This is a genomic window from Pseudomonas izuensis, from assembly GCF_009861505.1.
GTDB lineage: Bacteria > Pseudomonadota > Gammaproteobacteria > Pseudomonadales > Pseudomonadaceae > Aquipseudomonas > Aquipseudomonas izuensis.
The window spans coordinates 38,644-63,857 of sequence record NZ_WTFT01000020.1; the positions used below are offsets into that span (position 1 = coordinate 38,644).

The following is a 25,214-nucleotide window of genomic DNA, read 5'->3' on the forward strand; positions in this document are numbered from 1 at the left end:
CAGTCAGGTGTCCCGGTTGATGCTGCAAGCCATGAACGAAGCGCGCGTGCGCCTGGACCAAAGCCGCAAGGGTGATGACAGCGCGGGGCAAGGCAAGATCGAGCAAGCCAGCCAGGCGTTGACCCAGGCCGAACAACTGAAAACCACGGTCAAGGATGAGGGGTACCAGACCGTACTCAATGAAGTGATCGGCCATATCGCCAGTTTCAGCGACAAACTCGCCGAGTACACCGGCCTGCTGGAGCAGGAAAAGACCGTCTATCAGCAACTGCATCAACGCGCGGCCCAGGTGGTGGAGCGGGTCGATCAAGCCTATGTCGCCGAAGACCATTCGATGCAGACTGAGCTGAAAAAGAACTCGCTGCTGATCATCGGCTCTTCCGCGCTGGCGTTGCTGGTCGGCTTGATTGCGGCTTGGGTGATTACCCGGTTGATCGTTGGGCCGCTGCGCAGTGTGATTCGTGTGGCACAGCAGATTGCTTCAGGGGATTTGAGTGGAACGATCGAAGTGACCCGTCGGGACGAAATCGGCCAGTTGATGCAGGCGATGCAACAGATGGGGGCGGGGCTGAGCCACATCGTCAGCGGTTTGCAGGCGGGTATCGAACAATTGGCCACTTCAGCGCAATCGCTGTCGGCGGTGACTGAGCAGACCAATCTTGAAGTCAGCAGCCAGAAGGAAGAAACCGAACAGGTCGCGACCGCAATGAACCAGATGACCGCCACCGTGCACGACGTGGCGCGTAACGCGGAAGAAGCCGCCGTGGCGGCGCAAACGGCGGACGGCAAGGTCGAAAGCGGTCAGGTCGTGGTGCGTCAGAGCATGGCTCGGATCGAACAACTGGCGAATTCGGCGACCTCGGCCAGTTCGAGCATCGAGAGCCTGAGCGCGGAAATCCAGAACATCGGTACCGTGCTCAGCGTTATCAAAAGCGTGGCCGAACAAACCAACCTGCTGGCACTCAATGCGGCCATCGAGGCCGCACGGGCCGGCGAGCAGGGCAGGGGGTTTGCGGTGGTCGCCGATGAAGTGCGCGCACTGGCCAAACGGACCCAGCAATCGACCGAGGAAATCGAGCGATTGGTCAGCGCCTTGCGCTCGGCGGCGCAGACGTCGGTGCAGCAGATTCAGAGCAGTGGCGACCTGGTGAAACTGGCGGTCAGTGATGCGCTTCAAACCGAAAGTGCGCTGGGCAGTATTGCGGCGGCGGTGTCGTTGATTCAGCAGATGAACCAGCAGATCGCCGCCGCTGCCGAGGAGCAGAGTTCGGTAGCCGAGGAAATCAACCGCAGTGTCACGAGTATTCGTGCCAGCGCGGATCAATCTTCGCTGGCGATGCAGGGGAATGCGGCGTCGAGTATCGAGTTGGCGCAGTTGGGGGTTGAGTTGAAGGGGATGGTGGGGCATTTCAGGCTTTAATCGCTGCACCGCCGGACCCTGTAGGAGCGAGCCTGCTCGCGATGGACGTGAACGATGACGAGGTCAGCCAGGATGAACGCGGCGGCGCTCTGACGTCCATCGCGAGCAAGCTCGCTCCTACACAGGGCAAAAAAAAAGCCACCGGTCTCGGTGGCTTTTTTGCATTTGTTCGATGATCAGTCGTAGATCACTTTCTTCTTCCAGTCCGCATCGGCCTCGACGTCTTTGAGGCCCTCCGTCAATTGGTTCACTTCCCCTTCTACCGGGGCGATGCGATCCATGACTTGTGCGTTCGCACGGGCCAGGAGTTTTTCCAGGTATTCCAGTTGTTCGGCATAGATTTGTGGCTCCTGCTGCTTGCGCAGGTATTGCACACCACGTTCGAACGCCAGGCGCGCCTGGCCCGGCTGGTTCTGTTGCAGGGAATGCTGGCCAAGGTTGTTGAAGAATTCGATGTGCAACAGCACCAGAATATGGCGGACCTCGCGGATCCAGCGCTTGGCTTCATTGGGCGGCAGGAAGCCGTCCTGTGCCGCGCGGGTGATCTGGCCATGCAGGGCTTCAAGCAGGAAGCGCACGTCCTTGGCCTTGGCCTCTGTCTGGATCGGTGCCGGCGGGTTGTTGACCGGGATCGATTCGCCTTGGGCTACCAGAGCCTCAAGCTCGGTAATCCGCGCCTTGAGGTTGGAGCTGGTCTTTTCCAGATTCAGCAGGCGCTGGCAGACATTCAATTCCAGGCGGGTGAGCAGCAGCTTGAGTGCCGGTGTCATCAACTGACCGGGGAAGGTTTCGGTGATCTCGCCGCAACGACGCAGGCGGTCGTTGAGTTCAACCTTGGTACGGGCCCTTTCCAGCTTATTGTTTTCCACCACATGGTTGATGTAGCCAATGGCGATCAATAATGCGATCCCGGCTACAACGAGCAGGGTGATCATGAGTGGTGTCACCGGTAAGACCTCTTATAGGGTTCGCGTGCGAGTGTAGTGGCTTGGCATTTAAGCGCCTAGGGCCGCTCGACGAGTTGGTTCGACAAGGCTTAACCTGTATCGGCTGCAGCCCTGCTTTATAAATGCTGGCACTCACGGAGCAGATTGCCATCACTCATCATGGACTATAGCGTCTTGGCGGGTGTCAGAATATAGGCGCCAAACACCGGGCAGCGGAAAATCCGGATTGGCGCCGAAAAGCAGGGCCAAGTCATTGATTTAAAAAAATTTAATACAGGGGGTTGACGACCTCTCAATCCATCCATAGAATGCGCGCCACTTGCAGCGTAAAGCACACAGCGAAACGAAGCAGGGAGTGAATGTTGTAGTGTGTCCCCTTCGTCTAGTGGCCTAGGACACCGCCCTTTCACGGCGGTAACAGGGGTTCGAGTCCCCTAGGGGACGCCAATGCGGGAATAGCTCAGTTGGTAGAGCACGACCTTGCCAAGGTCGGGGTCGCGAGTTCGAGTCTCGTTTCCCGCTCCAATTTTAAACAGCGTTGCTTTCGGGCAGGGCTGAGTGAAACCAGAACCAAGTCTTCGGATACGGTTCTGGACACCGAAACACACACCATGTGTTCCGGGTAGCGTGTCCCCTTCGTCTAGTGGCCTAGGACACCGCCCTTTCACGGCGGTAACAGGGGTTCGAGTCCCCTAGGGGACGCCATTTGCGGGAATAGCTCAGTTGGTAGAGCACGACCTTGCCAAGGTCGGGGTCGCGAGTTCGAGTCTCGTTTCCCGCTCCATATTTAACGAAAACGCCGCTCAATCGAGCGGCGTTTTTGTTTGCGCGTGATTTGTATCCAGCACAAAAAGAGCCCGCCAGTCAGACTGAGCGGGCTCTTTGCATTTCCGGCGATGTTACATCGACAGGATCAACCGCCCTGCAAACAGGATAAGAATCACGCCCATGGTGCGTTCGAACCAGTGCCCCATGCGCAGGAACAGCAACCTCACCTTGCTGCTTGAAAAGAACAGGGCAACGATCACAAACCACGATGCGTTCACAAAGCACATCCAGATACCGTACAGCGCCTGAATTTCCAGCGGTGTAGTGGTGCTGATGAGGGTGGTGAAAATCGCCAGGAAAAACAGGGTGGCCTTGGGATTGGTGGCGTTGGTCAGAAAACCCGTACTGAATGCCTTTAGTAGTGTTTGTTCAATGACCGGCTCATCCGCATCTTTTTCGCCTTCAAGCACGGATTTGGGCTTGCTGCGCAACAGGCTGATGCCCAGGTACAGAATATAGGCACCACCGATAACCTTGGCCACGGTCAGTAACCAGGGCGTTGCGTGCATCAACGCCCCGACGCCAAGCAGTGTGTACAGCACATGCACGGAAATGCCGGCACCAATGCCCAGCGCCGTGCAGATACCCACCCAGCGGCCAAAACGCACACTCTGGCGGATGGTTACGGCGAAATCCGGACCGGGGGCGACGACGGCCAGGAAATGGATCGTCGCCAGCGCCAGAAACTCGCCCAGGTAATTCGAAAACTGCATTTCAACTCCAGAAAGTAAGGGGTGACGCGTTGCCGCGATAGCCGACAAAGAATGAAAGGCTCAAGCGTGGATCGGCCACACCCGGCGTCACCGAGTGCATACGGCGCGAATTGAACATGATGAAATCGCCCGGTTCGGGGCGAATCTCCAGGGTCGGAGCACCCAGCAGGGCCGGATCGATGCCGTAACTGTCGCCGCGCATTTCGTCGAATTGTTCCGGGGATATGTCGTGGTCCCACATCTGCAGAACACCGCCTTCGGTGGGCATGTTCAGGTAGACGTTGCAGGCAATTTGCGCTTCCAGGCTCCTGGCTTGAAAGCTGTCCGGGGCGTCCTTGGCGAAAATGTCGTGATGGGCGAGAAAACACACGCCGGGTTTCACCACCCGGGACAGTCCGACATACATCTTGCGGCCATAGAGGTTTTCCAGATGCGCACCCGCTGGCCAGGACTCATCGAGCATGCAGCGCAAGGTATCGACCGGGGATGAGTAAGGCGCACAGCGGTTACGCAGCTCCGCGATGTTGCGGCTAGCGCGTTCGAAGTAATCCTCGATCAGCAGTGGCTGGTTTTCCGCTTCATAAAACGCCATGCCGATGCGACCGATGCTCGGCGCGTTGATATAGCCTTCAAAACCCGGCGCGAGGATCTTGTCGCCGATCTCGATCGCCAGCGGCGGGGCCAGCCAGCCCTTGATGCGGACGGCGAGAATTTCTTCGTTGACCAGCTTTTTTATGCACGTCTCATCGAGACATTCGGCGTCGAGCATCATGTCTTGGGTCCATCCAGAGAAGCGTTAACGCAGCCTGCGAATGCGGGCTCCTGCTGTATCGGGCGATGCCGGCAGCGGCATCGCCGGAAAGCTCAGTCCACGCGGTAGTGGACGGACAGCGTCCCTTTCTTGTGCGAAAGGGATTCGATCGTGACCGCGCCCAAATCCTTCAGGCTACGTACATGGGTGCCGCCGCAACCGTAGGCGGGCAGCTCACCGAAACCGATTTCCCGGGCACCTTCGCGCGACGAGGTCAGGCGCGGCAGGTCATGGGCGATCCACTGTGCGAGGCCGTGCTGCAGCGTTTGCACATCAACTTCCTGTGCGCAGTCCGCTGGTTTGAACTGCACTCTTGCTTCGCCCGGCCAATGCTGTGCCTTGATCGGCATCCAGCCCATGGCCTGGACAAAGTGACCGATCAGGTGACCGGCGGAATGCATGCGCGTATTGAACCGGCGCCGTTCTTCGTCGACGCGAATCTGCGTCATGCCGGGTTCTACCGGGCGGTCGACGAAGTGGACGATCCGGTCCGGGTCCTGCACCACACGCAGTACCCGGCTTTCGCCGATCCAGCCGGTGTCACAGGGTTGCCCGCCACCCTGGGGGTGAAAAAGCGTTGCACGCAACACCACGGCGAATTCGTGCTCGTGGGGCGTGCATTCGAGGATTTCCACATTGGCCTTGAGGTCATCGCTGTGGAAAAAGAGGCGCAGCGTCATATTGCAGGCTCACATAAATGTTTCTAATTTTTATTATATGGAGCGTGCTAGTGCGTGATAATCCGGTCAAACATCAAAGGACTGTTGCGTTGTGAGCATAAATCTTCCGCTACCGCTGCTGGGTGAAATGGCGATTTTCGTCAAAGTCGTCGAGACCGGCAGTTTTTCCGAAGCGGCCCGTCAACTGGGCTCTTCGCCTTCGGCGGTCAGTCGCAGCATTTCTCGGCTGGAGAAGGCGCTGGCGATACGTCTGCTGCAACGAACCACACGCAAACTGCGCCTGAGCGATGGTGGCGAGGAAGTGTTCAAGCGTTGTCAGGACATGGTCAGCGCAGCCCGGTCGGTGATGGAAATCAGTGGTCAGTTCACCGAGGAACCCGAGGGCGTGGTGCGTATCAGCGTCCCGAAAGCGGTTGGCCGAATCGTGATTCACCCGCATATGCCGGAGTTTCTGCGCCGTTACCCCAAAGTGGATGTGGAGATGTTGCTCGAGGATCGTCAGGTGGATCTGATCGACGATCACGTCGACCTGGCGATTCGTATCACCGATCGCCCGCCAGCGGGGCTGGTGGGACGGCAATTGCTGACTATCGACCATTTGCTTTGCGCGACACCACAGTATCTGGCTGAGCACGGAACGCCGACTCATCCCCATGACTTGCTCAACCACAGTTGCATCTACCTGGGTGAAACGCCGAGCGATGCGCGCTGGAAGTTCAAGAAGGGCAACAAATCAGTGACTGTTGGTGTACGTGGGCGATATGCCGCCAATCATACGGGCGTGCGTTTCGGTGCCGTATTGCAGCACATCGGCATTGGCAGCCTGCCGTATTTCACGGCGCGGCGTGCCCTGGAGAAGGGATTGATGGTGCAAGTGCTGCCGGACTGGACCTTTCTGGCGTCCTACCACGGGGGTGCCTGGTTGCTGCATTCGCCAACCCGATACCTGCCACCCAAGTTACGGGTGTTGATCGATTACCTGGTGGAGTGTCTGGAGAAGGAACCAACGTTGGGGCGGCCAGGCAAGTCGAGCCCTTCGAATATTGCGGTTTCGGAGTATGAATTGCCTGAAAGTGATGGGTTGTTTTGACCGGCCTCTTCGCGGGCAAGTCGGCAACCCACAAAAAAGGCCCGCATGTTCACCAGGCGGGCCTTTTGTGTTTCTGACCGTGGATCAGTGCTTGCTGTCCTGATTCGACAAAGCCAGCAGCTGTTTTTCCTGATTCCAGTCAAACGGTTCGTCGTTCTGTTCGGCTTCGAAGCGACGTTCTTCCAGTGCCTGGTACAGGTCGATTTCATCATCGGGCATGTAGTGCAGGCAGTCGCCGGCGAAGTACCACAGCAGGTCGCGCGGGACCAGGTGGGCGATTTGCGGGTAGCGGGTGATCACCTGGCACAGGATGTCCTGGCCCAGGTATTGGCTTTCGATCGGGTCGACCGGCAGCAGGGCAAGCAGTTCGTCAAAACGCTCCAGGAACAAGGCATGGCTTTCGTCGGGAACCTGCTCGGCCTCACCCACGGCGACCAGGATGCTGCGCAGGTGGTCGAGCAAAACGAGATGATCGGCAACGATGTTGGACACGAGATAAGTCCTCAAGAGCAAAACGGGCGCGGGAGTATAAAGCTCCTGCGCCCTTTTTTACATGCCACACAAGTTTGGCTGGATCAGCGGACCTTCTCCTCGGTCAGCGCTATTTCCTCTTTATCGAAATCATCGACATCGATCACCTTGCGCCGCGCTGCTTCGGCCTCACGCAGGGTGTGTGCTTCCACCGGTTGCAGCACCCCGGCTTCCAGGGCGGCATCGATGACATGCTCGCCGGCGACCGGTTTGACCTGACCGCTCTTGAGCGCCACGTGCAGTTTCTTTTGCAAGGGTTGTGCAGCGTTCAACAGATTGCAGGCGTGTTGCAGGGCGCCGACCGGATCTTCGTTCGATTGCGGGCGGTAGCAACCCCAAAGCACTTCTTCGAGGGTCGGATCACCCTTGGCGCGACCGATCACCCCTGCGACCGCGGCACCGAGTTTGTCCGACGGCCCTTTGTGGCGGCGACCGAACGGGAACACGATTACCCGCAACAGGCACGCCAGCACTTTGTTCGGGAAATTGTTCAGCAGTTCATCCATGGCCCGTTCGGCCTGGCCGAGACTTTCCTCCATGGCCCAGCAAAACAGCGGCTGCATGTGCTCCGGCGCATCGAGGTCGTTGTAGCGTTTGAGCGCGGCGCTGGCCAGGTACAGATTGCTCAATACATCGCCGAGCCGCGCCGAGAGACGTTCGCGACGTTTCAGTTCACCACCCAGCAACATCATGCTGAGATCGGCCAGCAGTGCGAAGGCGGCAGCCTGGCGGTTGAGGGCGCGGAAGTAACCCTGGCTGAGCTTGTCACCCGGCACGTGTTCCAGATGACCGACACCGAGGTTGAGCACCAGCGTGCTGGCGGCGTTGCCCACGGCAAAACCGATGTGCTTGAGCAGCAGGTCGTCGAACTCGGTCAGTGCCTGATCCTTGTCCTCTCGGGTGGCCAGCGCCATTTCCTTGAGCACGAAGGGATGGCAACGAATGGCACCTTGGCCGAAGATCATCAGATTACGCGAGAGAATGTTCGCGCCTTCTACGGTGATGCAGATGGGCGCGCCTTGCCACATGCGTCCGAGATAGTTTTTCGGCCCCATGATGATCGCCTTGCCACCATGCACATCCATCGCATGGCTGATGCACTCGCGACCGCGTTCGGTGAGTTGGTACTTGAGAATCGCCGACAGTACCGACGGTTTCTCACCCAGGTCCACCGCATTGGCGGTCAGCATGCGCGCGGCGTCCATCATCCAGGCGTTGCCGCCGATGCGGGCCATGGCTTCCTGAATGCCTTCGAACGCCGCAATCGGCACATTGAACTGCTCGCGAATCTGCGCGTACTGCCCCGTCACCAGGCTGGTGAATTTGGCCATGCCGGTGCCCACCGCCGGCAGGGAGATCGAGCGCCCCACCGAAAGGCAATTCATCAGCATCATCCAGCCCTTGCCGAGCATTTCCTGGCCGCCGATCAGGAACTCCAGCGGTACGAACACGTCCTTGCCGGAGTTCGGGCCATTCATGAAGGCAGCACCCAGAGGCAAGTGCCGACGACCGATTTCCACACCGGCAGTGTCGGTTGGAACCAGTGCCAGGCTGATGCCCAGGTCTTCTTTCTCACCCAACAGATGATCGGGGTCGTAGGCCTTGAACGCCAGGCCGAGCAGGGTGGCCACCGGGCCAAGGGTGATGTAGCGCTTTTCCCAGTTCAGGCGCAGGCCCAGGGTTTCCTGGCCTTCCCATTCACCCTTGCAGATCACCCCGGTGTCGGGCATGCCGCCAGCGTCGGAACCGGCCAGTGGCCCGGTCAGGGCAAAACACGGAATGTCGTCGCCGCGCGCCAGGCGTGGCAGGTAATGATTGCGCTGTTCGTCGGTGCCGTAGTGGAGCAGCAGTTCGGCCGGACCGAGGGAGTTGGGGACCATCACGGTGGAGGCGAGATCACCACTGTGGCTCGCCAGTTTCATCGCCACTTGCGAGTGGGCATAGGCCGAGAAACCCTTGCCGCCAAACTCCTTGGGAATGATCAGGGCGAAGAAGCCATTGTCCTTGATGTAGGTCCAGGCCTCGGCCGGCAGGTCCATGGTTTGACCGAGTTGCCAGTCGCTGACCATGGCGCAGAGTGCTTCGGTCGGGCCGTCAATGAACGCTTGTTCTTCTTCGCTCAATTGCGCCTTCGGGTAGGACAGCAGCTTGTTCCAGTCCGGACGCCCGCTGAACAGTTCTCCATCCCACCACACGGTGCCGGCTTCAATGGCGTCGCGTTCGGTTTGCGACATGGGCGGCAGGGTTTTCTGGAACCAGTTGAACATCGGCGCGCTGAAGAATTTGCGGCGCAGATCAGGCAATAACAGCGGTGCGGCCACGGCGGCGATCAGCACCCAGAAAATCAGCAGCAGCCAGCCCGGTGCGCGACTGAATGCGCCCATTGCCAGCAAGTAGACAGCCACGATGCCCAAGGCAGGCAGCGGCGCGACACGACGGTGGGCTAAATAAGCTATCCCGACAACCAGAACCAGTATCCACAACAGCAGCATATTTAATCCTCCGTGAAACCAGGGCGAACCAACCCACAGAGCTTAGACGGCATCCGTGAAACAGGGTGGTCGGGGCGAGGCGATTGAAAACGTGGGAAACCATGGATGATTTTGTAGGCCCGGATGAGCGACAAACCGTGAAAAATCGTCCACAGAACGGGCGACAAAGCGTCCATATTTGGCCGAAACGTCGTTATCTCTGTGCTGAACCTCTCGCTAGACTCGGGGCTTCCCCAGGAGATTGCCCACATGCACGAGTACCTGAGCCCCGGCCGTTTCATCGATAGTGACCATCCCTCGGTGGTGGAGTTCGCCGAAAAACACCGTGGTGCCCGTCGCGACCCGATTGAGCAGGCGATCCATCTCTATTACGCAGTGCGCGAGGCGGTGCGCTACAACCCGTACACCTTCAGCCTCGATCCACAGACCCTGCGCGGCAGTTACGCGCTGGCGACCGGGGAGAGTTATTGCGTGCCCAAGGCCACGCTGTTGGCAGGCGCAGCGCGGCATTGCGGGATTCCCGCGCGTATTGGTCTGGCGGATGTGCGCAATCATTTATCGACACCGCGCCTGCTCGAGTTGCTCAAGAGCGACGTGTTCGCCATGCACGGTTATACCGAGCTGTATTTGAACGGGCGCTGGGTCAAGGCCACGCCGGCGTTCAATCAAGGGTTATGCGATTTATTCAATGTGGCACCGCTGGAGTTCGACGGAATAAACGACAGTGTCTTCCACCCCTTCAATCGCGACGGCGAGAAGCTGATGGAGTACCTGATCGACCACGGCCAGTTCACCGACGTGCCGGAAGCGTTCTTCTTCGAGCATCTGCGCAAGTGCTATCCGCATCTGTTCGGCGAGCAAACGCAACCACTGCTGGGGGACATGCAGAGCGATTTGAGTCGCGCCTGATCCGGCGTATGCTGCCTGCGAATTCATCAATCGAGAGGCGGTCATGCTGAAGATCTGGGGTCGGAAAAATTCGTCGAATGTCAGAAAACCATTGTGGGCCGCCGAAGAACTTGGCCTGGCCTATGAAGCCATCGATGCGGGCGGCGCTTTTGGTGTCGTCGATACGCCCGAGTACCGCGCCATGAACCCCAATGGCCGCGTTCCGGTGATCGAAGACGACGGTTTCGTGTTGTGGGAATCCAATGCCATCGTTCGTTACCTGTTGGCCAGGCATGCAGCGGATACCCCGTGGTACCCGGCGGATTTGCAGACGCGGGCCACTGCCGACAAGTGGATGGACTGGGCCACCTCCAGTTTTGCCGGTCCCTTCCGCACCGTGTTCTGGGGCGTCTTGCGTACCCCCGCAGATCAGCAGGACTGGCCCGCCATCAAGGCGGCGATCAAGGAATGCGACACACTGCTGGCAATGGCCGATCAGGCGCTGGCCGCCAAGCCCTACCTGTCCGGTGAGCAGATCGGCATGGGTGACATTCCCCTGGGCAGTTTTATTTATGCCTGGTTCGAGATGCCGATCGAGCGTGCACCGCAGCCGCATCTGGAGGCCTGGTACGCAAGGTTGAAACAGCGTCCGGCCTATCGCAAAGCGGTCATGACCGCGTTGACTTAATACTCACTATCGACACACTTGACTGTACTTGTGTGGCGGCGACAAGCACCATTGTGCTAATGCGTTGCGGTTGCGTTGATTGCCGCCCACCGTTACTTATCCCTTTCTTTCCTTCTTGGTGCGTAAATCCGATATGAGTTCCGCTCTGTCCATCCGGCAGCTAACCAAAACCTACGGCAACGGTTTCCAGGCCTTGAGTGGTATCGATCTGGACGTCGCCGAAGGTGACTTTTTCGCCTTGCTCGGCCCGAACGGCGCCGGCAAATCCACGACCATCGGCATCCTCTCGACCCTGGTGAACAAGACCAGCGGCACGGTGAATATCTTCGGTCACGACCTGGACAAGAACCCGGCGGCGCTCAAGCGTTCCATCGGCGTGGTGCCCCAGGAATTCAACTTCAACCAGTTCGAAAAGACCTTCGACATCGTCGTGACCCAGGCCGGTTACTACGGCATTCCCGCGAAAGTCGCCAAGGAACGCGCCGAGCAGTATCTGACCCAGCTCGGCTTGTGGGACAAGCGCGATGTGCCGTCGCGCTCGCTGTCCGGCGGCATGAAGCGCCGGTTGATGATCGCCCGTGCGCTGGTTCACGAACCGCGCCTGTTGATCCTCGACGAACCGACTGCCGGGGTGGACATCGAACTGCGTCGCTCGATGTGGACCTTCCTCACCGAGCTGAACAAGAAGGGCATCACCATCATCCTCACCACCCATTATCTGGAGGAGGCTGAGCAGTTGTGCCGCAACATCGGCATTATCGACCACGGCACCATCGTCGAAAACACCAGCATGAAGCAGCTCCTGAGCCAATTGCATGTCGAGACCTTCCTGCTGGACTTGAAGAGCAGCCCGAGTGCGCCACCCCAACTGATCGGCTACCCATCACGGTTGCTCGATGGTCACACCCTGGAAGTGCAGGTCGACAAAAGCATGGGCATCACCGCGCTGTTCACCCAGCTTGCCCAGCAGAACATCGAAGTGCTGAGCCTGCGTAACAAAACCAATCGCCTTGAGGAGTTGTTCGTGTCCCTGGTGGAGAAAAATCTGTCGAAGGTGGCGGTATGAGTTCCGAGCTGCAACCCAACCTTGTAGCCCTCAACACCATCGTTTACCGAGAGGTCCGGCGCTTTACCCGGATCTGGCCGCAGACACTGCTGCCGCCGGCCATCACCATGGTCCTGTATTTCGTGATCTTCGGTAACCTGATCGGTCGGCAGATCGGTGATATGGGTGGTTTCACCTATATGGAGTACATCGTGCCGGGGCTGATCATGATGTCGGTGATCACCAACTCCTACGGCAACGTGGTGTCGAGTTTCTTCGGCAGCAAGTTCCAGCGTTCCATCGAAGAACTGATGGTGTCGCCGGTCTCGCCGCACACCATCCTGATCGGCTACACCCTGGGTGGCGTGCTGCGCGGGCTGATGGTCGGGATCATCGTGACGCTGCTGTCGCTGTTCTTTACCCATTTGCAGGTGCATCACCTGGGCGTGACCATTCTGGTGGTGGTGCTGACGGCGACGATCTTCTCGCTGTTGGGTTTCATCAACGCGGTGTTTGCGCGCAATTTCGACGACATCTCGATCATCCCGACCTTCGTGCTGACGCCATTGACGTACCTGGGCGGGGTGTTTTACTCGATCTCGCTGCTGCCGCCGTTCTGGCAGACCGTGTCCCTGGCCAACCCGGTGCTGCACATGGTCAACGCGTTCCGCTACGGCATCCTTGGCGTGTCGGATATCCGCATCAGCATTGCGATTACGTTCATGCTGGTGGCGACCGTGATTCTGTATTTCGGTTGTGCGCGGTTGCTGGTGAGCGGGCGCGGGATGCGTACGTAACGTCAATTGCTGCATTCCCCTGTGGGAGCAAAGCTTGCTCGCGATGACGGCAGACCAGTCAGCAATGATGTTGCCTGAGACACCGCAATCGCGAGCAAGCTTTGCTCCCACAGGTGTGCATTCACCATAGAAAACGGCCTCCCAATCGGAGGCCGTTTTGCATTCTCACATCCTGCTTTGCTTGCGCCGCTTCCACTGCCGCGCCACCCACCAGCGCCAATACATCATCACCAGGCAATAGGCCAACGCCCCCAGCACCAATCCCGTCACTACGGACCCTAGCAAAAACGGCTGCCACAAAGTCGAGAGCTCACCGCTGATCCATTCCCAGGTCAATTCGTCGGGCAGGTGTCGGGCGGGAACGTCCATCAGCCAGGCGCCGGTCTGGTAGGTGCAGTAGAACACGGCAGGCATGGTGATCGGGTTGGTCAGCCAGACCAGGCTGACGGCAATCGGCATGTTGCCGCGCACGACGATCGCGAGGATGGCGGCAACCAGCATCTGCAACGGAATCGGCAGGAACGCCGCGAACAGACCGACCGCCATGGCACGGGCGACGGAATGGCGGTTGAGGTGCCAGAGGTTCGGGTCATGCAGCAGCGTGCCGAGAAAGCGTAAGGACTTGTGTTCCCTGATGCTGGTCGGATCTGGCATGTAACGTTTGAATAAGCGCCGGGGCATAAGGCTTCTCGGTCGGTTCAGGCGGCAAGTATGTCTGGATTCTATGAACCGCCCATTCAGACTTTGTGACAATTGATAACGACGGTCGTGCGCTCGACTGGCTATTCCTAGGGACGGGACTCTCAAGGACGGGCATATGCGCACAGGGATGGTGGCGTTGGCGCTGGGTTTGCTGGCCCTGCGTTTTTTACCGGCGTTGCCGCCGGTCGGTTTGTGGCTGTTGATGCCGGTGGCAGGTTTGATGTTGCTGCCGTTCAGGACGTATCCGGTGGCGTTTTTCCTGTTCGGTTTGAGCTGGGCCTGTGCGCAGGCGCAATGGGCGCTGGATGATCGACTGCCATCGAGCCTGGATGGAGAAACGCGTTGGATTGAAGGGCGGGTAACGGGATTGCCCCAGCACGGCGAGGCCGTCGTGCGATTCGAATTGGCTGACGCCCGGTCACGACACGGGACAGTGCCACGGCTCATGCGCCTGGCCTGGTACGATGGGCCGCCGGTGAACAGCGGTGAACGCTGGCGACTGGCGGTCAAGTTGAAGCGTCCCGCAGGGTTACTCAATCCGCATGCCTTCGATCACGAGGCCTGGCTGCTGGCGCGTCGTATCGGCGCGACCGGGACTGTCAAGGACGGCGAGCGACTTTCCGAGGCACGATGGGCCTGGCGTGACGGTATCCGTCAGAAGTTGCAGACCGTGGATGCCCAGGGGCGAACGGGCGCGTTGACGGCATTGGTGCTGGGGGATGGTGCCGGGCTCAGTCGCGAAGACTGGCAAGTGTTGCAGGACACCGGAACCGTGCACCTGTTGGTGATTTCCGGGCAACACATCGGGTTGCTGGCGGGGCTGGTGTATTTGCTGATTGCCGGGCTTGCCCGTTATGGCCTGTGGCCAAACCGCCTGCCATGGCTGCCCTGGGCCTGCGGTCTGGCATTCATGGCGGCCTTGGGTTATGGACTGTTGGCCGGTTTCGAGGTGCCGGTGCGCCGTGCCTGCCTGATGATCGGCCTGGTGCTGTTGTGGCGTCTGCGATTTCGCCACCTCGGTGCCTGGTGGCCGCTGTTGCTGGCGCTCAACGGCGTTTTGCTACTGGACCCGCTGGCCAGTCTGCAACCAGGATTCTGGTTGTCCTTCGGAGCGGTGGCGGTGCTGATCTTTACCTTCGGCGGTCGCCTGGGGCCCTGGCGATGGTGGCAAACCTGGACCCGTGCCCAATGGCTGATCGCTGTGGGCCTGGGTCCGTTGTTGCTGGTGCTGGGGTTGCCGATCAGTCTCAGCGGGCCGCTGGTCAATCTGCTGGCGGTGCCCTGGATCAGCCTGCTGGTGCTGCCACCTGCCTTGCTCGGGACCCTGCTGCTGCCCGTGCCTTATGTGGGGGAAGGGCTGCTGTGGCTCGCCGGCGGAATGCTCGACTGGCTTTTCAAGATGCTGACAGTGATGGCCGGGCAAATTCCCGCGTGGGTGCCCGTGGCGGTTCCCTGGTGGGCATGGAGCATGGGGGCACTTGGCGCGTTCCTGCTTTTGCTGCCCCAAGGCGTGCCGCTACGGCCCTTGGGTTGGCCTTTGCTGCTGGTGCTGGTTTTTTCGCCCCGACCCACCCTGCCTGAAGGCATGGCCGAAATCTGGCAGCTGGATGTGGGGCAGGGGCTGGCCATCCTGGTGCGCACTCGCCATCACGCGCTGCTCTATGACGCCGGGCCGCGTGTTGGTGATAACGATCTCGGTGAGCGTGTGGTACTGCCGACGTTGCGCAAACTGGGCGTGGATGGTCTTGACCTGATGCTGATCAGTCACGCCCACGCCGATCATGCTGGCGGCGCGCGGGCGGTCGCCAAGGGACTGCCGGTGAAGCGTGTCATCAGTGGCGAACCCGGGGAGCTGCCGACGGAACTGCAAGCCGGGGACTGCGAGTCCAGCCGGCAATGGACGTGGGACGGTGTGAACTTTGAACTCTGGCGATGGGCGGATGCCCGGGAAAGCAATCCAAAATCCTGTGTGCTGCAGATTGAAGCCAATGGCGAGCGATTGCTGCTGACCGGCGACATCGACACGGCGGCCGAACGAGCGCTGCTCGACAGTCCGTTGGCCGTGGCCACCGACTGGTTGCAATCGCCGCACCACGGCAGCCGCAGTTCGTCTTCAGCGGCGTTGCTCGCCACGTTGCAACCCAAGGCAGTGCTGATCTCCCGTGGCCAGGGCAATTCCTTCGGCCATCCCCATCCCACCGTTATTGCACGCTATCGGGCCCGGGGCATGGCGATCCATGACAGCGCCGAACAGGGCGCCATCCGTCTGCAACTGGGGCACTTCAAACCGCCGTGGTCAATGCGTCAAGAACCGCGTTTCTGGCGCTCCGCGAAATGACCGCAGGTCATGAAAGCCCGACCGGATGCGACATCACGGTCTTCGGTGCGTCCAACCCCTATGTTAGAGTGGCGCACTTTTTCGAGGGGACTGTCACTGTGTGGGAATTGGTCAAATCCGGCGGCTGGATGATGCTGCCGATCATCCTGAGTTCCATCGCGGCAATGGCGATCGTTGCCGAGCGTCTCTGGACCCTGCGGGCCAGCCGCGTGACCCCGGAACACTTGCTGGGTCAGGTCTGGGTGTGGATCAAGGACAAAAAACTCAATAAGGAAAAACTCAAGGAACTGCGCGCCAACTCCCCGCTGGGCGAGATCCTGGCGGCGGGCCTGGCCAACTCCAGACATGGTCGCGAGATCATGAAGGAATGCATCGAAGAGGCCGCCGCCCGGGTGATCCACGAGCTGGAGCGCTATATCAACGCGCTGGGCACCATCGCCGCCATGGCGCCGTTGCTGGGTCTGCTGGGCACCGTGTTGGGCATGATCGATATCTTCAGTTCGTTCATGGGCACAGGTATGACGACCAACGCCGCCGTATTGGCCGGCGGCATTTCCAAGGCCTTGATTACCACGGCTTCTGGCCTGATCGTGGGTATCCCGTCGGTGTTCTTTCACCGGTTTCTGCAACGACGCATCGATGAACTCGTCGTGGGCATGGAACAGGAAGCCATCAAGCTGGTTGAAGTGGTGCAGGGCGATCGTGACGTTGATCTGGCTGAGGGCAAAGCGTGAAATTCCGCCGCAAGCAACGGGAGAACGTGGACATCAACCTCGTATCATTGATCGACGTGGTGTTTGTCCTGCTGCTGTTTTTCGTGGTGACCACTACGTTCACCCGTGAAACCCAGTTGCGTGTCGATCTGCCGGAAGCGGTCAGCGGCTCACCTGCCGAGGATCAGTCCAAACAGCTGGATATCGCCATCAGCGCTGACGGCGTGTTCTCGGTGAATAATCAGATTTTGCCCAAAAGTGATTTGGCGACCCTGATGGACGCGCTGCAGAAAGAGTCCAATGGCGACACCAGTCGACCGCTGTCCATCAGTGCCGACGGCAAATCCCAGCATCAGTCCGTGATTACTGCCATGGACGCCGCCGGCAAGCTTGGTTTCAGCCACTTGCGCATGACCACAGTCGAGGCGGCGCCGCCCGCGCCCTGATGGCCATGTCCGAACGCCTGCTCGCCGCGTGGTACCGGGGGCATCCGGCCCTGAAGCTGCTGCAGCCACTGGAATGGCTGTATCGACGCGTGGTCAACAACAAGCGCAAGCGCTTCCTGGCGGGCGAGGGTGAAATCTATCAGCCGCCGGTGCCGCTGATCGTGGTCGGAAACATCACGGTCGGCGGTACCGGCAAGACACCGCTGATCCTGTGGATGATCCAGCATTGCCAGCGTAGCGGCTTGCGGGTCGGCGTGGTCAGCCGCGGTTATGGTGCAAAACCGCCGCAATTGCCGTGGCGGGTCGAGGCGGATCAAAGCGCAGGCGTTGCCGGCGACGAACCGCTGTTGATCGTCCAGCGCACCGGCGTACCGTTGATGATCGACCCGGACCGCAGCCGCGCCGTCCAAGCCTTGCTGGCAAGCGAGCCGCTGGACCTCATCCTGTCCGATGATGGCATGCAGCATTACCGACTGGCCCGGGATCTGGAACTGGTGCTGATCGACGCTGCCCGTGGCCTGGGTAACCAGCGCTGCCTGCCGGCCGGACCGTTGCGTGAACCGGTCGAGCGCCTGCAAAGTGTCGATGCGGTGCTTTATAACGGCGCCACGGCTGACCGTAGCGACGGTTTTGCCTTCCAGTTGCAACCGACGGCACTCATCAATCTGCGCAGCGGCGAACGACGTTCCCTCGAACACTTTCCCGCAGGCCAGGCGATGCACGCCGTGGCCGGGATCGGCAACCCCCGGCGTTTCTTCAAGACCCTCGAAACGCTACACTGGAAGCCAATCGCGCATGCATTCGCCGACCACGCCGAATACAGCGTGCAGGCCTTGAATTTCACCCCGTCATTGCCGTTGGTGATGACCGAAAAGGACGCAGTGAAGTGCCGTGCTTTCGCCGCCGCCGATTGGTGGTACCTGGCGGTGGATGCTGTGCCGTCACCGGCTTTCGAGGCCTGGTTCGATACACAGTTGATGCGCCTGTTGCCGGCGCGTCTGTTGCCTTAAATCCGTTTTTATCCAGGGAATGTTCATGGACACCAAATTGCTCGACATCCTCGCTTGCCCGGTCTGCAAAGGCCCGCTCAAGCTCAGCGCCGACAAGACCGAGCTGATCAGCAAGGGCGCCGGCCTGGCGTACCCGATTCGCGACGGTATCCCGGTAATGCTCGAAACCGAAGCCCGCACCCTGACCACCGACGAGCGCCTGGATAAATGACCAAAGCCTTTACCGTTGTCATTCCTGCACGCTACGCCTCCACCCGTTTGCCGGGCAAACCGTTGCTGCTGATTGCCGGCAAGCCGATGATTCAGCACGTCTGGGAGCAGGCGAGCAGAAGCAGCGCCCAGCGCGTAGTAGTTGCGACTGACGATGCGCGCATCCTCGAGGCCTGCATCGGGTTTGGCGCTGAAGTCGTGATGACCCGCGAGGATCACAACTCCGGCACCGATCGCCTGGCGGAAGTCGCGGCGAAACTGGGCCTGGCACCTGACGCCATCATCGTTAACGTCCAGGGTGACGAACCGTTGATCCCGCCGAGCGTGATCGATCAGGTCGCCGCCAACCTGGCGACCCATACCGAAACGCGCATGGCCACCCTGGCCGAGCCGATCGAAGACGTGGAAACCCTGTTCAATCCCAACGTGGTCAAGGTCGTCAGCGACCTCAATGGCCTGGCACTGACTTTCAGTCGCGCTACATTGCCATGGGCACGGGATGCCTTTGCCCAGAGTCGCGACCAGTTGCCGGAAGGCGTGCCGTATCGTCGCCACATCGGCATTTATGCCTACCGCGCCGGTTTCCTGCATGACTTCGTCAGTTGGGGCCCGTGCTGGCTGGAAAACACTGAATGCCTGGAGCAACTACGGGCTCTCTGGCACGGCGTACGGATTCATGTCGCCGACGCGCTGATCGCGCCGCCGGCCGGTGTCGATACCGTTGAAGACCTTGAGCGCGTTCGTCGCCTGCTGGAGGCCTGATGCGGGTTCTGTTTGTCTGCTTGGGCAACATCTGCCGGTCACCCACCGCCGAGGGCGTGCTGCGGCACAAACTTCGTGAGGCGGGCCTGGCCGATCAAGTCGAAGTCGCCTCCGCCGGTACCGGTGACTGGCACGTCGGCAAGGCGCCGGACAAGCGCAGCCAGGCTGCAGCGAAGCTGCGTGGCTACGACCTGTCGACCCAGCGCGCCCAGCAAGTGACTCGTGCCGATTTCGCCACTTATGACCTGATTTTGGCGATGGACAACAGCAACCTTCGCAACCTCAAGGCTTTGCAGCCGGACAAAGGCAAGGCCGAGCTGGACTTGTTCCTGCGCCGTTATCAGTCAGATGTCGATGAGGTGCCGGACCCGTACTACGACGGCGACCAGGGTTTCGAGCAGGTGCTGGACCTGATCGAGCGTGCGAGCGATTTGCTGGTGATCGAATTGAAGGGACGGTTATGAGTCTGCAGGTGCGCTCACAGGTTTCGCTCAAGCCGTACAACAGTTTCGGCGTGGACGTTCAGGCCCGCCTGTTTGCCGAGGCCCATAGCGATGCCGACGTGCGTGAGGCCTTGGCCTATGCACAAGCGCATGACGTGCCGCTATTGGTGATTGGCGGTGGCAGCAACTTGCTGTTGACGGCCGATATCCAGTCACTGGTGCTGCGCATGGCCACACGCGGGATTCGCGTGGTGAGCGACGACGGCAACAAAGTGGTGATTGAAGCGGAGGCCGGCGAGCCATGGCACCCGTTCGTGCAACACACCCTGGTGCAGGGGTTGTCAGGCCTGGAAAATCTCAGCCTGATCCCTGGCACCGTCGGTGCGGCGCCGATGCAGAACATCGGTGCCTACGGGGTCGAGATCAAGGACGTGTTCGCCGGCCTGACCGCCCTCGATCGCCAGAGTGGCGAGTTGCGCGAGTTCACCCTGGAAGAATGCAACTTCGCTTACCGTGACAGCCTGTTCAAACAGGAACCGGGACGCTGGTTGATCCTGCGCGTGCGTTTCATTCTCGACCGCACCGCGCACCTGCATCTGGAATACGGCCCGGTGCGTCAACGCCTGACCGAGCAAGGCATCGAGCATCCGACGGCCAGTGATGTCAGCCAGGCCATTTGCAGCATTCGCAACGAAAAACTTCCGGACCCGGCGGTACTGGGCAACGCCGGCAGTTTCTTCAAGAATCCCTTGGTGTCGGCGGCGCTGGTTGCACAGCTCAAAGGCGAATACCCGGATCTGGTGGCCTACCCGCAACCCGACGGACAGATGAAACTGGCCGCCGGATGGCTGATCGAACGGGCAGGGTGGAAAGGTTTTCGCGAAGCCGATGCCGGCGTGCATAAAATGCAGGCGCTGGTATTGGTTAACTACGGCGATGCCACCGGCCTGCAACTGCTGAACCTGGCGCAGCGCATCCAGAAAGACATTTCCGAGCGTTTCCATGTCGACCTGGAAATGGAGCCGAACCGGTATTGAAGCTAAGCTTTTAAGGTTCAATCCAAAGCCCTGCACTGATGAACAGTGCAGGGCTTTTTTGTTAATGCTGCGTTAACTTAGCGAGCTAACGATGCAAGGCATTTCCTCATCAAAGGCCCGGTGCAGACGGTTTCGTCGGCATAAGAGAGCCCCTTTAGCCTGAGCCGATCTGCGTGATGCCAACCGCCGATTTTCGGCGGCAGATTGCTCGACCCCATAACCCAATACTATGCGGGCGTGCCCATGATTACCCTGAAGCTCAATGGTCAAGACCATCAACTCGACGTCACCGAGGACATGCCGCTACTTTGGGCGATCCGGGACGTCGCCGGCTACAACGGCACCAAGTTCGGCTGCGGCATGGGCCTGTGCGGTGCCTGCACTATTCACATCGAAGGCGCCCCGGCGCGTAGTTGCATCACGCCGATCGGTTCCGTTGTCGGGCAGAACATCACCACCATCGACAACCTGCACGCCGACCCGGTCGGCAAAGTCGTGCAGCAAGCCTGGCTCGATACCGCCGTAGCCCAGTGCGGTTACTGCCAGGGTGGGCAAATCATGTCCGCCACCGCATTGCTCAAGACCAATCCGAACCCAAGCGACGAACAGATCGAGGAGGCAATGATCGGCAACATCTGCCGTTGCGGTACCTACAACCGCATCAAGATCGCCATCCGCCAGGCCTCCACCCACCTGAAGGAGGCCAAGGCATGAGCCGGTTACCGAATGATTTTGCCCTGAGCAACCTCAGCCGTCGTGGTTTCCTGAAAGGTGTGGGCGCGACCGGTGCCCTGGTAGTCGCCGCGAGCTGGGGCTGGCAAGACGTTTTTGCCGAAGAAAAAGAGAAGAAATTCGGTGCCGATGGCATGCCCAACGGTTGGGTCGATGACCCCAAGGTGTACGTCAGCATCGCCACTGATGGCACGGTGACTGTGGTTTGCAACCGATCGGAAATGGGCCAGGGGGTACGCACCAGCCTGACCATGGTCGTCGCCGATGAGCTGGAAGCCGATTGGGCTCGGGTCAAAGTGCGGCAGGCGCCGGGCGACGAAGCCCGCTTCGGCAACCAGGACACCGACGGTTCGCGCAGCATGCGCCACTGGTATGAGCCGATGCGCCGTTGTGGTGCCGCCGCGCGGACCATGCTGGAACAGGCCGCTGCCGACCAGTGGCAAGTACCAGTCGACGAATGCCACGCGCAACTGCATAAAGTCGTTCACAAACCTTCCGGTCGTGAACTGGAGTATGGCGCCCTGGCCGCCGCTGCCAGCGCCCTGGCCGTGCCGGCGCGTGACAGTCTGCGGCTCAAGCAGCCATCGGAATTCCGCTACATCGGCAAGGAAGGCAACAAGGCCATCGACGGTGATGACATCGTCAACGGTCGCGCCGTGTATGGGGCCGACGTGCATTTCGACGGCATGCTGTTCGCCACCATTGCCCGGCCAGCGGTATATGGCGGCAAGGTCAAGAGTTTCGATGCTTCGGCGGCGATGAAAGTCCCCGGCGTGGTCAAGGTCGTGCAGATCGAGAGCCGTCCGCTGCCGTCGGAGTTTCAGCCGCTGGGCGGCGTCGCCGTGGTGGCCAACAATACCTGGGCGGCGATCAAGGGCCGCGAGGCACTGAAAATCGAATGGGATGACGGTGCCAACGCCAGTTACGATTCGATCGCCTACCGCAAGGAGCTGGAAGCAGCGTCCCTCAAACCGGGCAAAGTCGTGCGCAATACCGGCAACATCGACGAAGCCATGGGCAGCGCCGACAGCACGCTGGAAGCGTCTTACTACCTGCCGCATTTGTCTCAGTCGCCGATGGAGCCGATGGTCGCCATCGCCCGGTTCAAGGATGGCACGTGCGAAGCCTGGGGCCCGAGCCAGGCACCACAAGTCACCCGCGAACGGATCGGCGAGCGCCTGGGCCTGCCATTCGACAACGTCACCTTCAATGTCACCTTGCTCGGCGGCGGTTTCGGTCGCAAGTCAAAGCCTGACTTCATCATTGAAGCGGCCATCCTGGCCAAGGAGTTCCCCGGAAAAGCGGTTCGCGTGCAATGGACCCGTGAAGACGATATCCATTGTTCGTATTTCCATACCGTATCCGCCGAATACCTCAAAGCCAGCCTGAACAAGGATGGCCTGCCGTCCGGCTGGTTGCACCGTACGGTGGCACCGAGCATCACCGCGTTGTTTGCGCCGGGCATGAACCACGAGGCGGCGTTCGAGCTGGGCATGGGCTTCACCAACATGGCCTACGCCATTCCCAACATCCGCCTGGAAAACCCTGAAGCGGCCATCCATACCCGCGTGGGCTGGTACCGCTCGGTGTCGAACATCCCACATGGCTTCGCGATTCAAAGCTTCATCGACGAGTTGGCGCACAAGGCCAAGCAAGACCCGCTCAAGTACCAGATCAAGTTGCTCGGTCCGGACCGTCAGATCGATCCGCGTACCTTGAGTGAAGAGTGGAACTACGGCGAATCGCCCGAACGTTATCCAATCGACACCGCGCGGTTGCGCACAGTGCTGGAAACCGCCGCCAAAGCCGCCGGTTGGGGGCGTGAATTGCCGAAGGGGCGAGGCCTTGGCCTGGCGGTGCATTACAGCTTCGTGACCTACGTGGCGGCGGTGATCGAGGTCGAAGTCAAAGATGATGGCACATTGATCGTACACAAGGCCGACATCGCTGTGGATTGCGGGCCGCAGATCAACCCCGAGCGGATCCGCGCACAGTTCGAGGGCGCCTGCGTCATGGGCCTGGGTAACGCGGTGCTGGGCGAGATCAGCTTCAAGGACGGCAAGGTCCAGCAGGACAACTTCCACATGTACGAGGTGGCGCGCATGTCTCTGGCGCCGAAGGAAGTCGCCGTGCATCTGGTCACGCCACCGGGCACGGTGCCCTTGGGGGGTGTCGGCGAGCCGGGTGTGCCGCCAATTGCCCCGGCGCTGTGTAATGCGATCTTTGCCGCCACCGGCAAACGCATTCGCGACCTGCCGGTCCGTTACCAGCTGCAGGGCTGGAACAAGGCTGGAGCCTGATGGACAGCGTCGATCTGAATGTCCTGCGCAGCGTGCTGGAGTGGCGTCGCGCCGGTCAGAGGGTGGTGTTGTATAGCGTGGTCCAGACCTGGGGCACTGCGCCCCGGGCCCCTGGCGCCATGCTGGCGCTGCGCGAGGATGGCGTGGTGATTGGTTCGGTATCCGGTGGCTGTGTCGAGGATGACCTGATTGCACGGTTGCACGATGGTCGTATTCCGGCCGACGGCCCGCCGGTGCAACTGATCACCTATGGAGTGAGCCGTGAGGAAGCGGCGCGCTTCGGTTTGCCCTGCGGTGGCACATTGCGGTTGACCGAGGAGCGCGTAGGCGACCCGGCATGGGTTGCCGAGCTGCTGGCGCGCTGTGAGGCTCATGAGATCGTGGCGCGTTCGCTGGATATCGCGACCGGTGAAGTGGTGTTGCAGCCGGCCAGCAAAACGGACACGCTGAGGTTTGACGGGCAGACCTTGCGCGCAATCTACGGTCCGCGATGGCGTTTGCTGCTGATTGGTGCGGGGCAACTGTCACGTTATGTCGCCGAGATGGCCAGGCTGCTGGATTTTGAAGTGTTGATCTGCGATCCGCGCAGCGAATTCGTCTACGGCTGGGAGGCGCAGCATGGCCGATTTGTCTCCGGCATGCCCGACGAAGCGGTGCTGAACATTCAGACCGACGAACGCACGGCCATCGTCGCCCTGACTCATGATCCGCGCCTGGATGACATGGCGCTACTCACGGCCCTCGACTCCAGGGCTTTTTATGTCGGCGCGCTGGGCTCGCGGGTCAATAGCCAGAAACGCCGGGAAAACCTGGCTCAACTGGGCTTGTCGCCACAGGCCATCGAGCGGCTGCACGGTCCGATCGGCCTGCATATCGGCAGCCATAGCCCGGCGGAAATCGCCTTGTCGCTGATGGCCGAAATTGTGGCGATCAAGAATGGCGTGGAGCTGAAACAGAAAAAGACGTTGCGGGAGGGGGCATGAGTGAACCTATCGGTGTCATCGTTCTGGCCGCGGGGCAGGGCAGTCGGTTTCGACAGGTCGCGGGCGATGAAAAGGACAAGCTGCTGGCGGACTGTACGGGGCGTGATGGCGCTGTCCGCTCGGTGATCGAACACGTGCTGGTGAATCTGCCGCCTGAACTGGACAGGCGTGTCCTGGTGACGACCGCGGATCGCCCGCAAGTCATCCGCATGGCCAAGGCCTATGGTTGCGAGATCGCGCTGGTCGAATCGACCGGAATGGGGGACAGCATTGCGGCCGGGGTAGCAACGTGTGCGCAGCTCAATGGCTGGCTGATGGTGCTGGGGGATATGCCGTTCATCCTGCCATCCAGTATTGAGCAGGTCACGGCGCAGGTAGTGGATGACTGCATCAGCGTGCCGGTGCAGGAAGGCGAATACGGGCACCCGGTGGGTTTTGGGCGCGACTTCGGCCCGGGATTGATGGCGTTGTCGGGTGATCGTGGGGCCAAGGCGTTGTTTGCCCAAGGGCGGGTCGTTGAGGTGGCGGTAGATGATCCCGGTGTGTTGTGGGATGTGGATGTGCCTGAAAAGCTGGTCTTCAAGTAGGCGCAAATCCAGTGTGGGAGC

The 25,214-nt window shown here is 60.2% G+C and carries 26 protein-coding genes, 4 tRNA genes and 1 pseudogene; 24 read left to right on the plus strand and 7 right to left on the minus strand.

Going from position 1 to position 25,214, the window contains the following annotated elements:
- Nucleotides 1–334 precede the first annotated feature (334 nt).
- The 3 genes and pseudogenes from GPL81_RS32005 to GPL81_RS31730 all read left to right on the plus strand — a co-directional run.
- Nucleotides 335–511: pseudogene (locus GPL81_RS32005) on the plus strand (HAMP domain-containing protein); the annotation flags it as partial.
- 204 nt (nucleotides 512–715) lie between these two features.
- A complete protein-coding gene (locus tag GPL81_RS32010) occupies nucleotides 716–1,420 on the plus strand; it encodes a methyl-accepting chemotaxis protein (RefSeq protein WP_425502588.1) in 705 nt (234 codons plus the stop codon).
- Between the two features lie 41 nt (nucleotides 1,421–1,461).
- Nucleotides 1,462–1,596 (plus strand): hypothetical protein, encoded by a 135-nt coding sequence (locus tag GPL81_RS31730; protein WP_281355064.1) that lies wholly within the window; start codon nucleotides 1,462–1,464, stop codon nucleotides 1,594–1,596.
- Here the strand turns inward: GPL81_RS31730 and GPL81_RS18290 are convergent, their stop codons facing one another.
- On the minus strand, nucleotides 1,597–2,355 hold the full coding sequence (locus GPL81_RS18290) for a hypothetical protein (RefSeq protein WP_172901626.1): 759 nt from the start codon (nucleotides 2,353–2,355) through the stop codon (nucleotides 1,597–1,599).
- A 383-nt stretch (nucleotides 2,356–2,738) separates the two neighbouring features.
- Here GPL81_RS18290 and GPL81_RS18295 point away from each other — a divergent pair.
- From GPL81_RS18295 to GPL81_RS18310, 4 genes are all read left to right on the plus strand, one after another.
- A tRNA-Glu gene (locus GPL81_RS18295) sits at nucleotides 2,739–2,814 on the plus strand.
- Nucleotides 2,815–2,816: 2 nt separating this feature from the next.
- Nucleotides 2,817–2,892, plus strand: a tRNA-Gly gene (locus GPL81_RS18300).
- 104 nt (nucleotides 2,893–2,996) lie between these two features.
- Nucleotides 2,997–3,072, plus strand: a tRNA-Glu gene (locus tag GPL81_RS18305).
- A gap of 3 nt (nucleotides 3,073–3,075) precedes the next feature.
- A tRNA-Gly gene (locus GPL81_RS18310) sits at nucleotides 3,076–3,151 on the plus strand.
- Nucleotides 3,152–3,266: 115 nt separating this feature from the next.
- On the opposite strand, the gene GPL81_RS18315 is transcribed toward GPL81_RS18310, so the two are convergent.
- From GPL81_RS18315 to GPL81_RS18325, 3 genes are all read right to left on the minus strand, one after another.
- On the minus strand, nucleotides 3,267–3,908 hold the full coding sequence (locus GPL81_RS18315; RefSeq protein WP_160107849.1) for a LysE family translocator: 642 nt from the start codon (nucleotides 3,906–3,908) through the stop codon (nucleotides 3,267–3,269).
- A gap of 1 nt (nucleotide 3,909) precedes the next feature.
- Nucleotides 3,910–4,680: a 2OG-Fe(II) oxygenase gene (locus tag GPL81_RS18320; protein ID WP_160107850.1), complete on the minus strand. Its 771-nt coding sequence runs from the start codon at nucleotides 4,678–4,680 to the stop codon at nucleotides 3,910–3,912.
- Nucleotides 4,681–4,772: 92 nt separating this feature from the next.
- Complete coding sequence (locus tag GPL81_RS18325) at nucleotides 4,773–5,399, minus strand: alanyl-tRNA editing protein (RefSeq protein WP_160107851.1); 627 nt, start codon at nucleotides 5,397–5,399, stop codon at nucleotides 4,773–4,775.
- 91 nt (nucleotides 5,400–5,490) lie between these two features.
- On the opposite strand from GPL81_RS18325, the gene GPL81_RS18330 reads away from it, so the two are divergent.
- Nucleotides 5,491–6,489, plus strand: a complete 999-nt coding sequence (locus GPL81_RS18330) for a LysR family transcriptional regulator (protein WP_160107852.1) — start codon at nucleotides 5,491–5,493, stop codon at nucleotides 6,487–6,489.
- An 84-nt stretch (nucleotides 6,490–6,573) separates the two neighbouring features.
- Here GPL81_RS18330 and GPL81_RS18335 read toward each other — a convergent pair whose 3' ends face one another.
- Complete coding sequence (locus GPL81_RS18335; RefSeq protein ID WP_007972361.1) at nucleotides 6,574–6,981, minus strand: PA2817 family protein; 408 nt, start codon at nucleotides 6,979–6,981, stop codon at nucleotides 6,574–6,576.
- A gap of 83 nt (nucleotides 6,982–7,064) precedes the next feature.
- Nucleotides 7,065–9,512 carry an acyl-CoA dehydrogenase gene (locus GPL81_RS18340; protein ID WP_160107853.1) on the minus strand — a complete coding sequence of 816 codons (2,448 nt, stop codon included), beginning with the start codon at nucleotides 9,510–9,512 and terminating at the stop codon, nucleotides 7,065–7,067.
- Nucleotides 9,513–9,761: 249 nt separating this feature from the next.
- Between GPL81_RS18340 and GPL81_RS18345 the strand changes: the two genes are divergently transcribed.
- The 4 genes from GPL81_RS18345 (at nucleotide 9,762) to GPL81_RS18360 (ending at nucleotide 12,930) form a co-directional block, all read left to right on the plus strand.
- Nucleotides 9,762–10,421: a transglutaminase-like domain-containing protein gene (locus tag GPL81_RS18345; RefSeq protein WP_160107854.1), complete on the plus strand. Its 660-nt coding sequence runs from the start codon at nucleotides 9,762–9,764 to the stop codon at nucleotides 10,419–10,421.
- Nucleotides 10,422–10,464: 43 nt separating this feature from the next.
- Nucleotides 10,465–11,088 carry a glutathione S-transferase family protein gene (locus GPL81_RS18350; protein ID WP_160107855.1) on the plus strand — a complete coding sequence of 208 codons (624 nt, stop codon included), beginning with the start codon at nucleotides 10,465–10,467 and terminating at the stop codon, nucleotides 11,086–11,088.
- 133 nt (nucleotides 11,089–11,221) lie between these two features.
- The gene (locus tag GPL81_RS18355) at nucleotides 11,222–12,154 is read left to right on the plus strand and encodes an ABC transporter ATP-binding protein (protein ID WP_096512936.1); all 933 of its coding nucleotides are present in this window, start codon (nucleotides 11,222–11,224) and stop codon (nucleotides 12,152–12,154) included.
- Nucleotides 12,151–12,930: an ABC transporter permease gene (locus GPL81_RS18360; RefSeq protein WP_096512935.1), complete on the plus strand. Its 780-nt coding sequence runs from the start codon at nucleotides 12,151–12,153 to the stop codon at nucleotides 12,928–12,930. Before GPL81_RS18355 ends, GPL81_RS18360 begins: the two co-directional genes overlap by 4 nt.
- A 165-nt stretch (nucleotides 12,931–13,095) precedes the next feature.
- Here GPL81_RS18360 and GPL81_RS18365 read toward each other — a convergent pair whose 3' ends face one another.
- On the minus strand, nucleotides 13,096–13,611 hold the full coding sequence (locus GPL81_RS18365; protein ID WP_096512934.1) for a DUF2062 domain-containing protein: 516 nt from the start codon (nucleotides 13,609–13,611) through the stop codon (nucleotides 13,096–13,098).
- Nucleotides 13,612–13,747: 136 nt separating this feature from the next.
- Here GPL81_RS18365 and GPL81_RS18370 point away from each other — a divergent pair, with 136 nt between their 5' ends.
- The 12 genes from GPL81_RS18370 to GPL81_RS18425 all read left to right on the plus strand — a co-directional run bounded on the left by GPL81_RS18370 (nucleotide 13,748) and on the right by GPL81_RS18425 (nucleotide 25,193).
- A complete protein-coding gene (locus GPL81_RS18370) occupies nucleotides 13,748–15,970 on the plus strand; it encodes a DNA internalization-related competence protein ComEC/Rec2 (RefSeq protein WP_160107856.1) in 2,223 nt (740 codons plus the stop codon).
- A 98-nt stretch (nucleotides 15,971–16,068) separates the two neighbouring features.
- Complete coding sequence (locus GPL81_RS18375; RefSeq protein ID WP_172901686.1) at nucleotides 16,069–16,704, plus strand: MotA/TolQ/ExbB proton channel family protein; 636 nt, start codon at nucleotides 16,069–16,071, stop codon at nucleotides 16,702–16,704.
- The gene (locus GPL81_RS18380) at nucleotides 16,701–17,129 is read left to right on the plus strand and encodes an ExbD/TolR family protein (protein WP_160107857.1); all 429 of its coding nucleotides are present in this window, start codon (nucleotides 16,701–16,703) and stop codon (nucleotides 17,127–17,129) included. The genes GPL81_RS18375 and GPL81_RS18380 overlap by 4 nt, the downstream gene beginning before the upstream one ends.
- On the plus strand, nucleotides 17,129–18,139 hold the full coding sequence (gene lpxK / locus GPL81_RS18385) for a tetraacyldisaccharide 4'-kinase (RefSeq protein WP_160107858.1): 1,011 nt from the start codon (nucleotides 17,129–17,131) through the stop codon (nucleotides 18,137–18,139). The genes GPL81_RS18380 and lpxK overlap by 1 nt, the downstream gene beginning before the upstream one ends.
- Nucleotides 18,140–18,164: 25 nt before the next feature.
- The gene (locus tag GPL81_RS18390; protein ID WP_007945752.1) at nucleotides 18,165–18,350 is read left to right on the plus strand and encodes a Trm112 family protein; all 186 of its coding nucleotides are present in this window, start codon (nucleotides 18,165–18,167) and stop codon (nucleotides 18,348–18,350) included.
- On the plus strand, nucleotides 18,347–19,111 hold the full coding sequence (kdsB, locus tag GPL81_RS18395; RefSeq protein WP_160107859.1) for a 3-deoxy-manno-octulosonate cytidylyltransferase: 765 nt from the start codon (nucleotides 18,347–18,349) through the stop codon (nucleotides 19,109–19,111). The genes GPL81_RS18390 and kdsB overlap by 4 nt, the downstream gene beginning before the upstream one ends.
- Complete coding sequence (locus GPL81_RS18400) at nucleotides 19,111–19,575, plus strand: low molecular weight protein-tyrosine-phosphatase (RefSeq protein ID WP_121103712.1); 465 nt, start codon at nucleotides 19,111–19,113, stop codon at nucleotides 19,573–19,575. The genes kdsB and GPL81_RS18400 overlap by 1 nt, the downstream gene beginning before the upstream one ends.
- Nucleotides 19,572–20,591 carry a UDP-N-acetylmuramate dehydrogenase gene (murB, locus tag GPL81_RS18405; protein WP_160107860.1) on the plus strand — a complete coding sequence of 340 codons (1,020 nt, stop codon included), beginning with the start codon at nucleotides 19,572–19,574 and terminating at the stop codon, nucleotides 20,589–20,591. The genes GPL81_RS18400 and murB overlap by 4 nt, the downstream gene beginning before the upstream one ends.
- A gap of 243 nt (nucleotides 20,592–20,834) precedes the next feature.
- Nucleotides 20,835–21,305, plus strand: coding sequence for a (2Fe-2S)-binding protein (locus GPL81_RS18410; RefSeq protein WP_160107861.1), 471 nt, complete (start codon nucleotides 20,835–20,837; stop codon nucleotides 21,303–21,305).
- Complete coding sequence (locus tag GPL81_RS18415) at nucleotides 21,302–23,623, plus strand: xanthine dehydrogenase family protein molybdopterin-binding subunit (protein WP_160107862.1); 2,322 nt, start codon at nucleotides 21,302–21,304, stop codon at nucleotides 23,621–23,623. Before GPL81_RS18410 ends, GPL81_RS18415 begins: the two co-directional genes overlap by 4 nt.
- Complete coding sequence (locus tag GPL81_RS18420) at nucleotides 23,623–24,606, plus strand: XdhC family protein (protein WP_160107863.1); 984 nt, start codon at nucleotides 23,623–23,625, stop codon at nucleotides 24,604–24,606. The genes GPL81_RS18415 and GPL81_RS18420 overlap by 1 nt, the downstream gene beginning before the upstream one ends.
- Entirely contained in the window at nucleotides 24,603–25,193 is a 591-nt protein-coding gene (locus GPL81_RS18425; protein ID WP_160107864.1) for a nucleotidyltransferase family protein, read from the plus strand. The genes GPL81_RS18420 and GPL81_RS18425 overlap by 4 nt, the downstream gene beginning before the upstream one ends.
- Nucleotides 25,194–25,214: the final 21 nt, after the last annotated feature.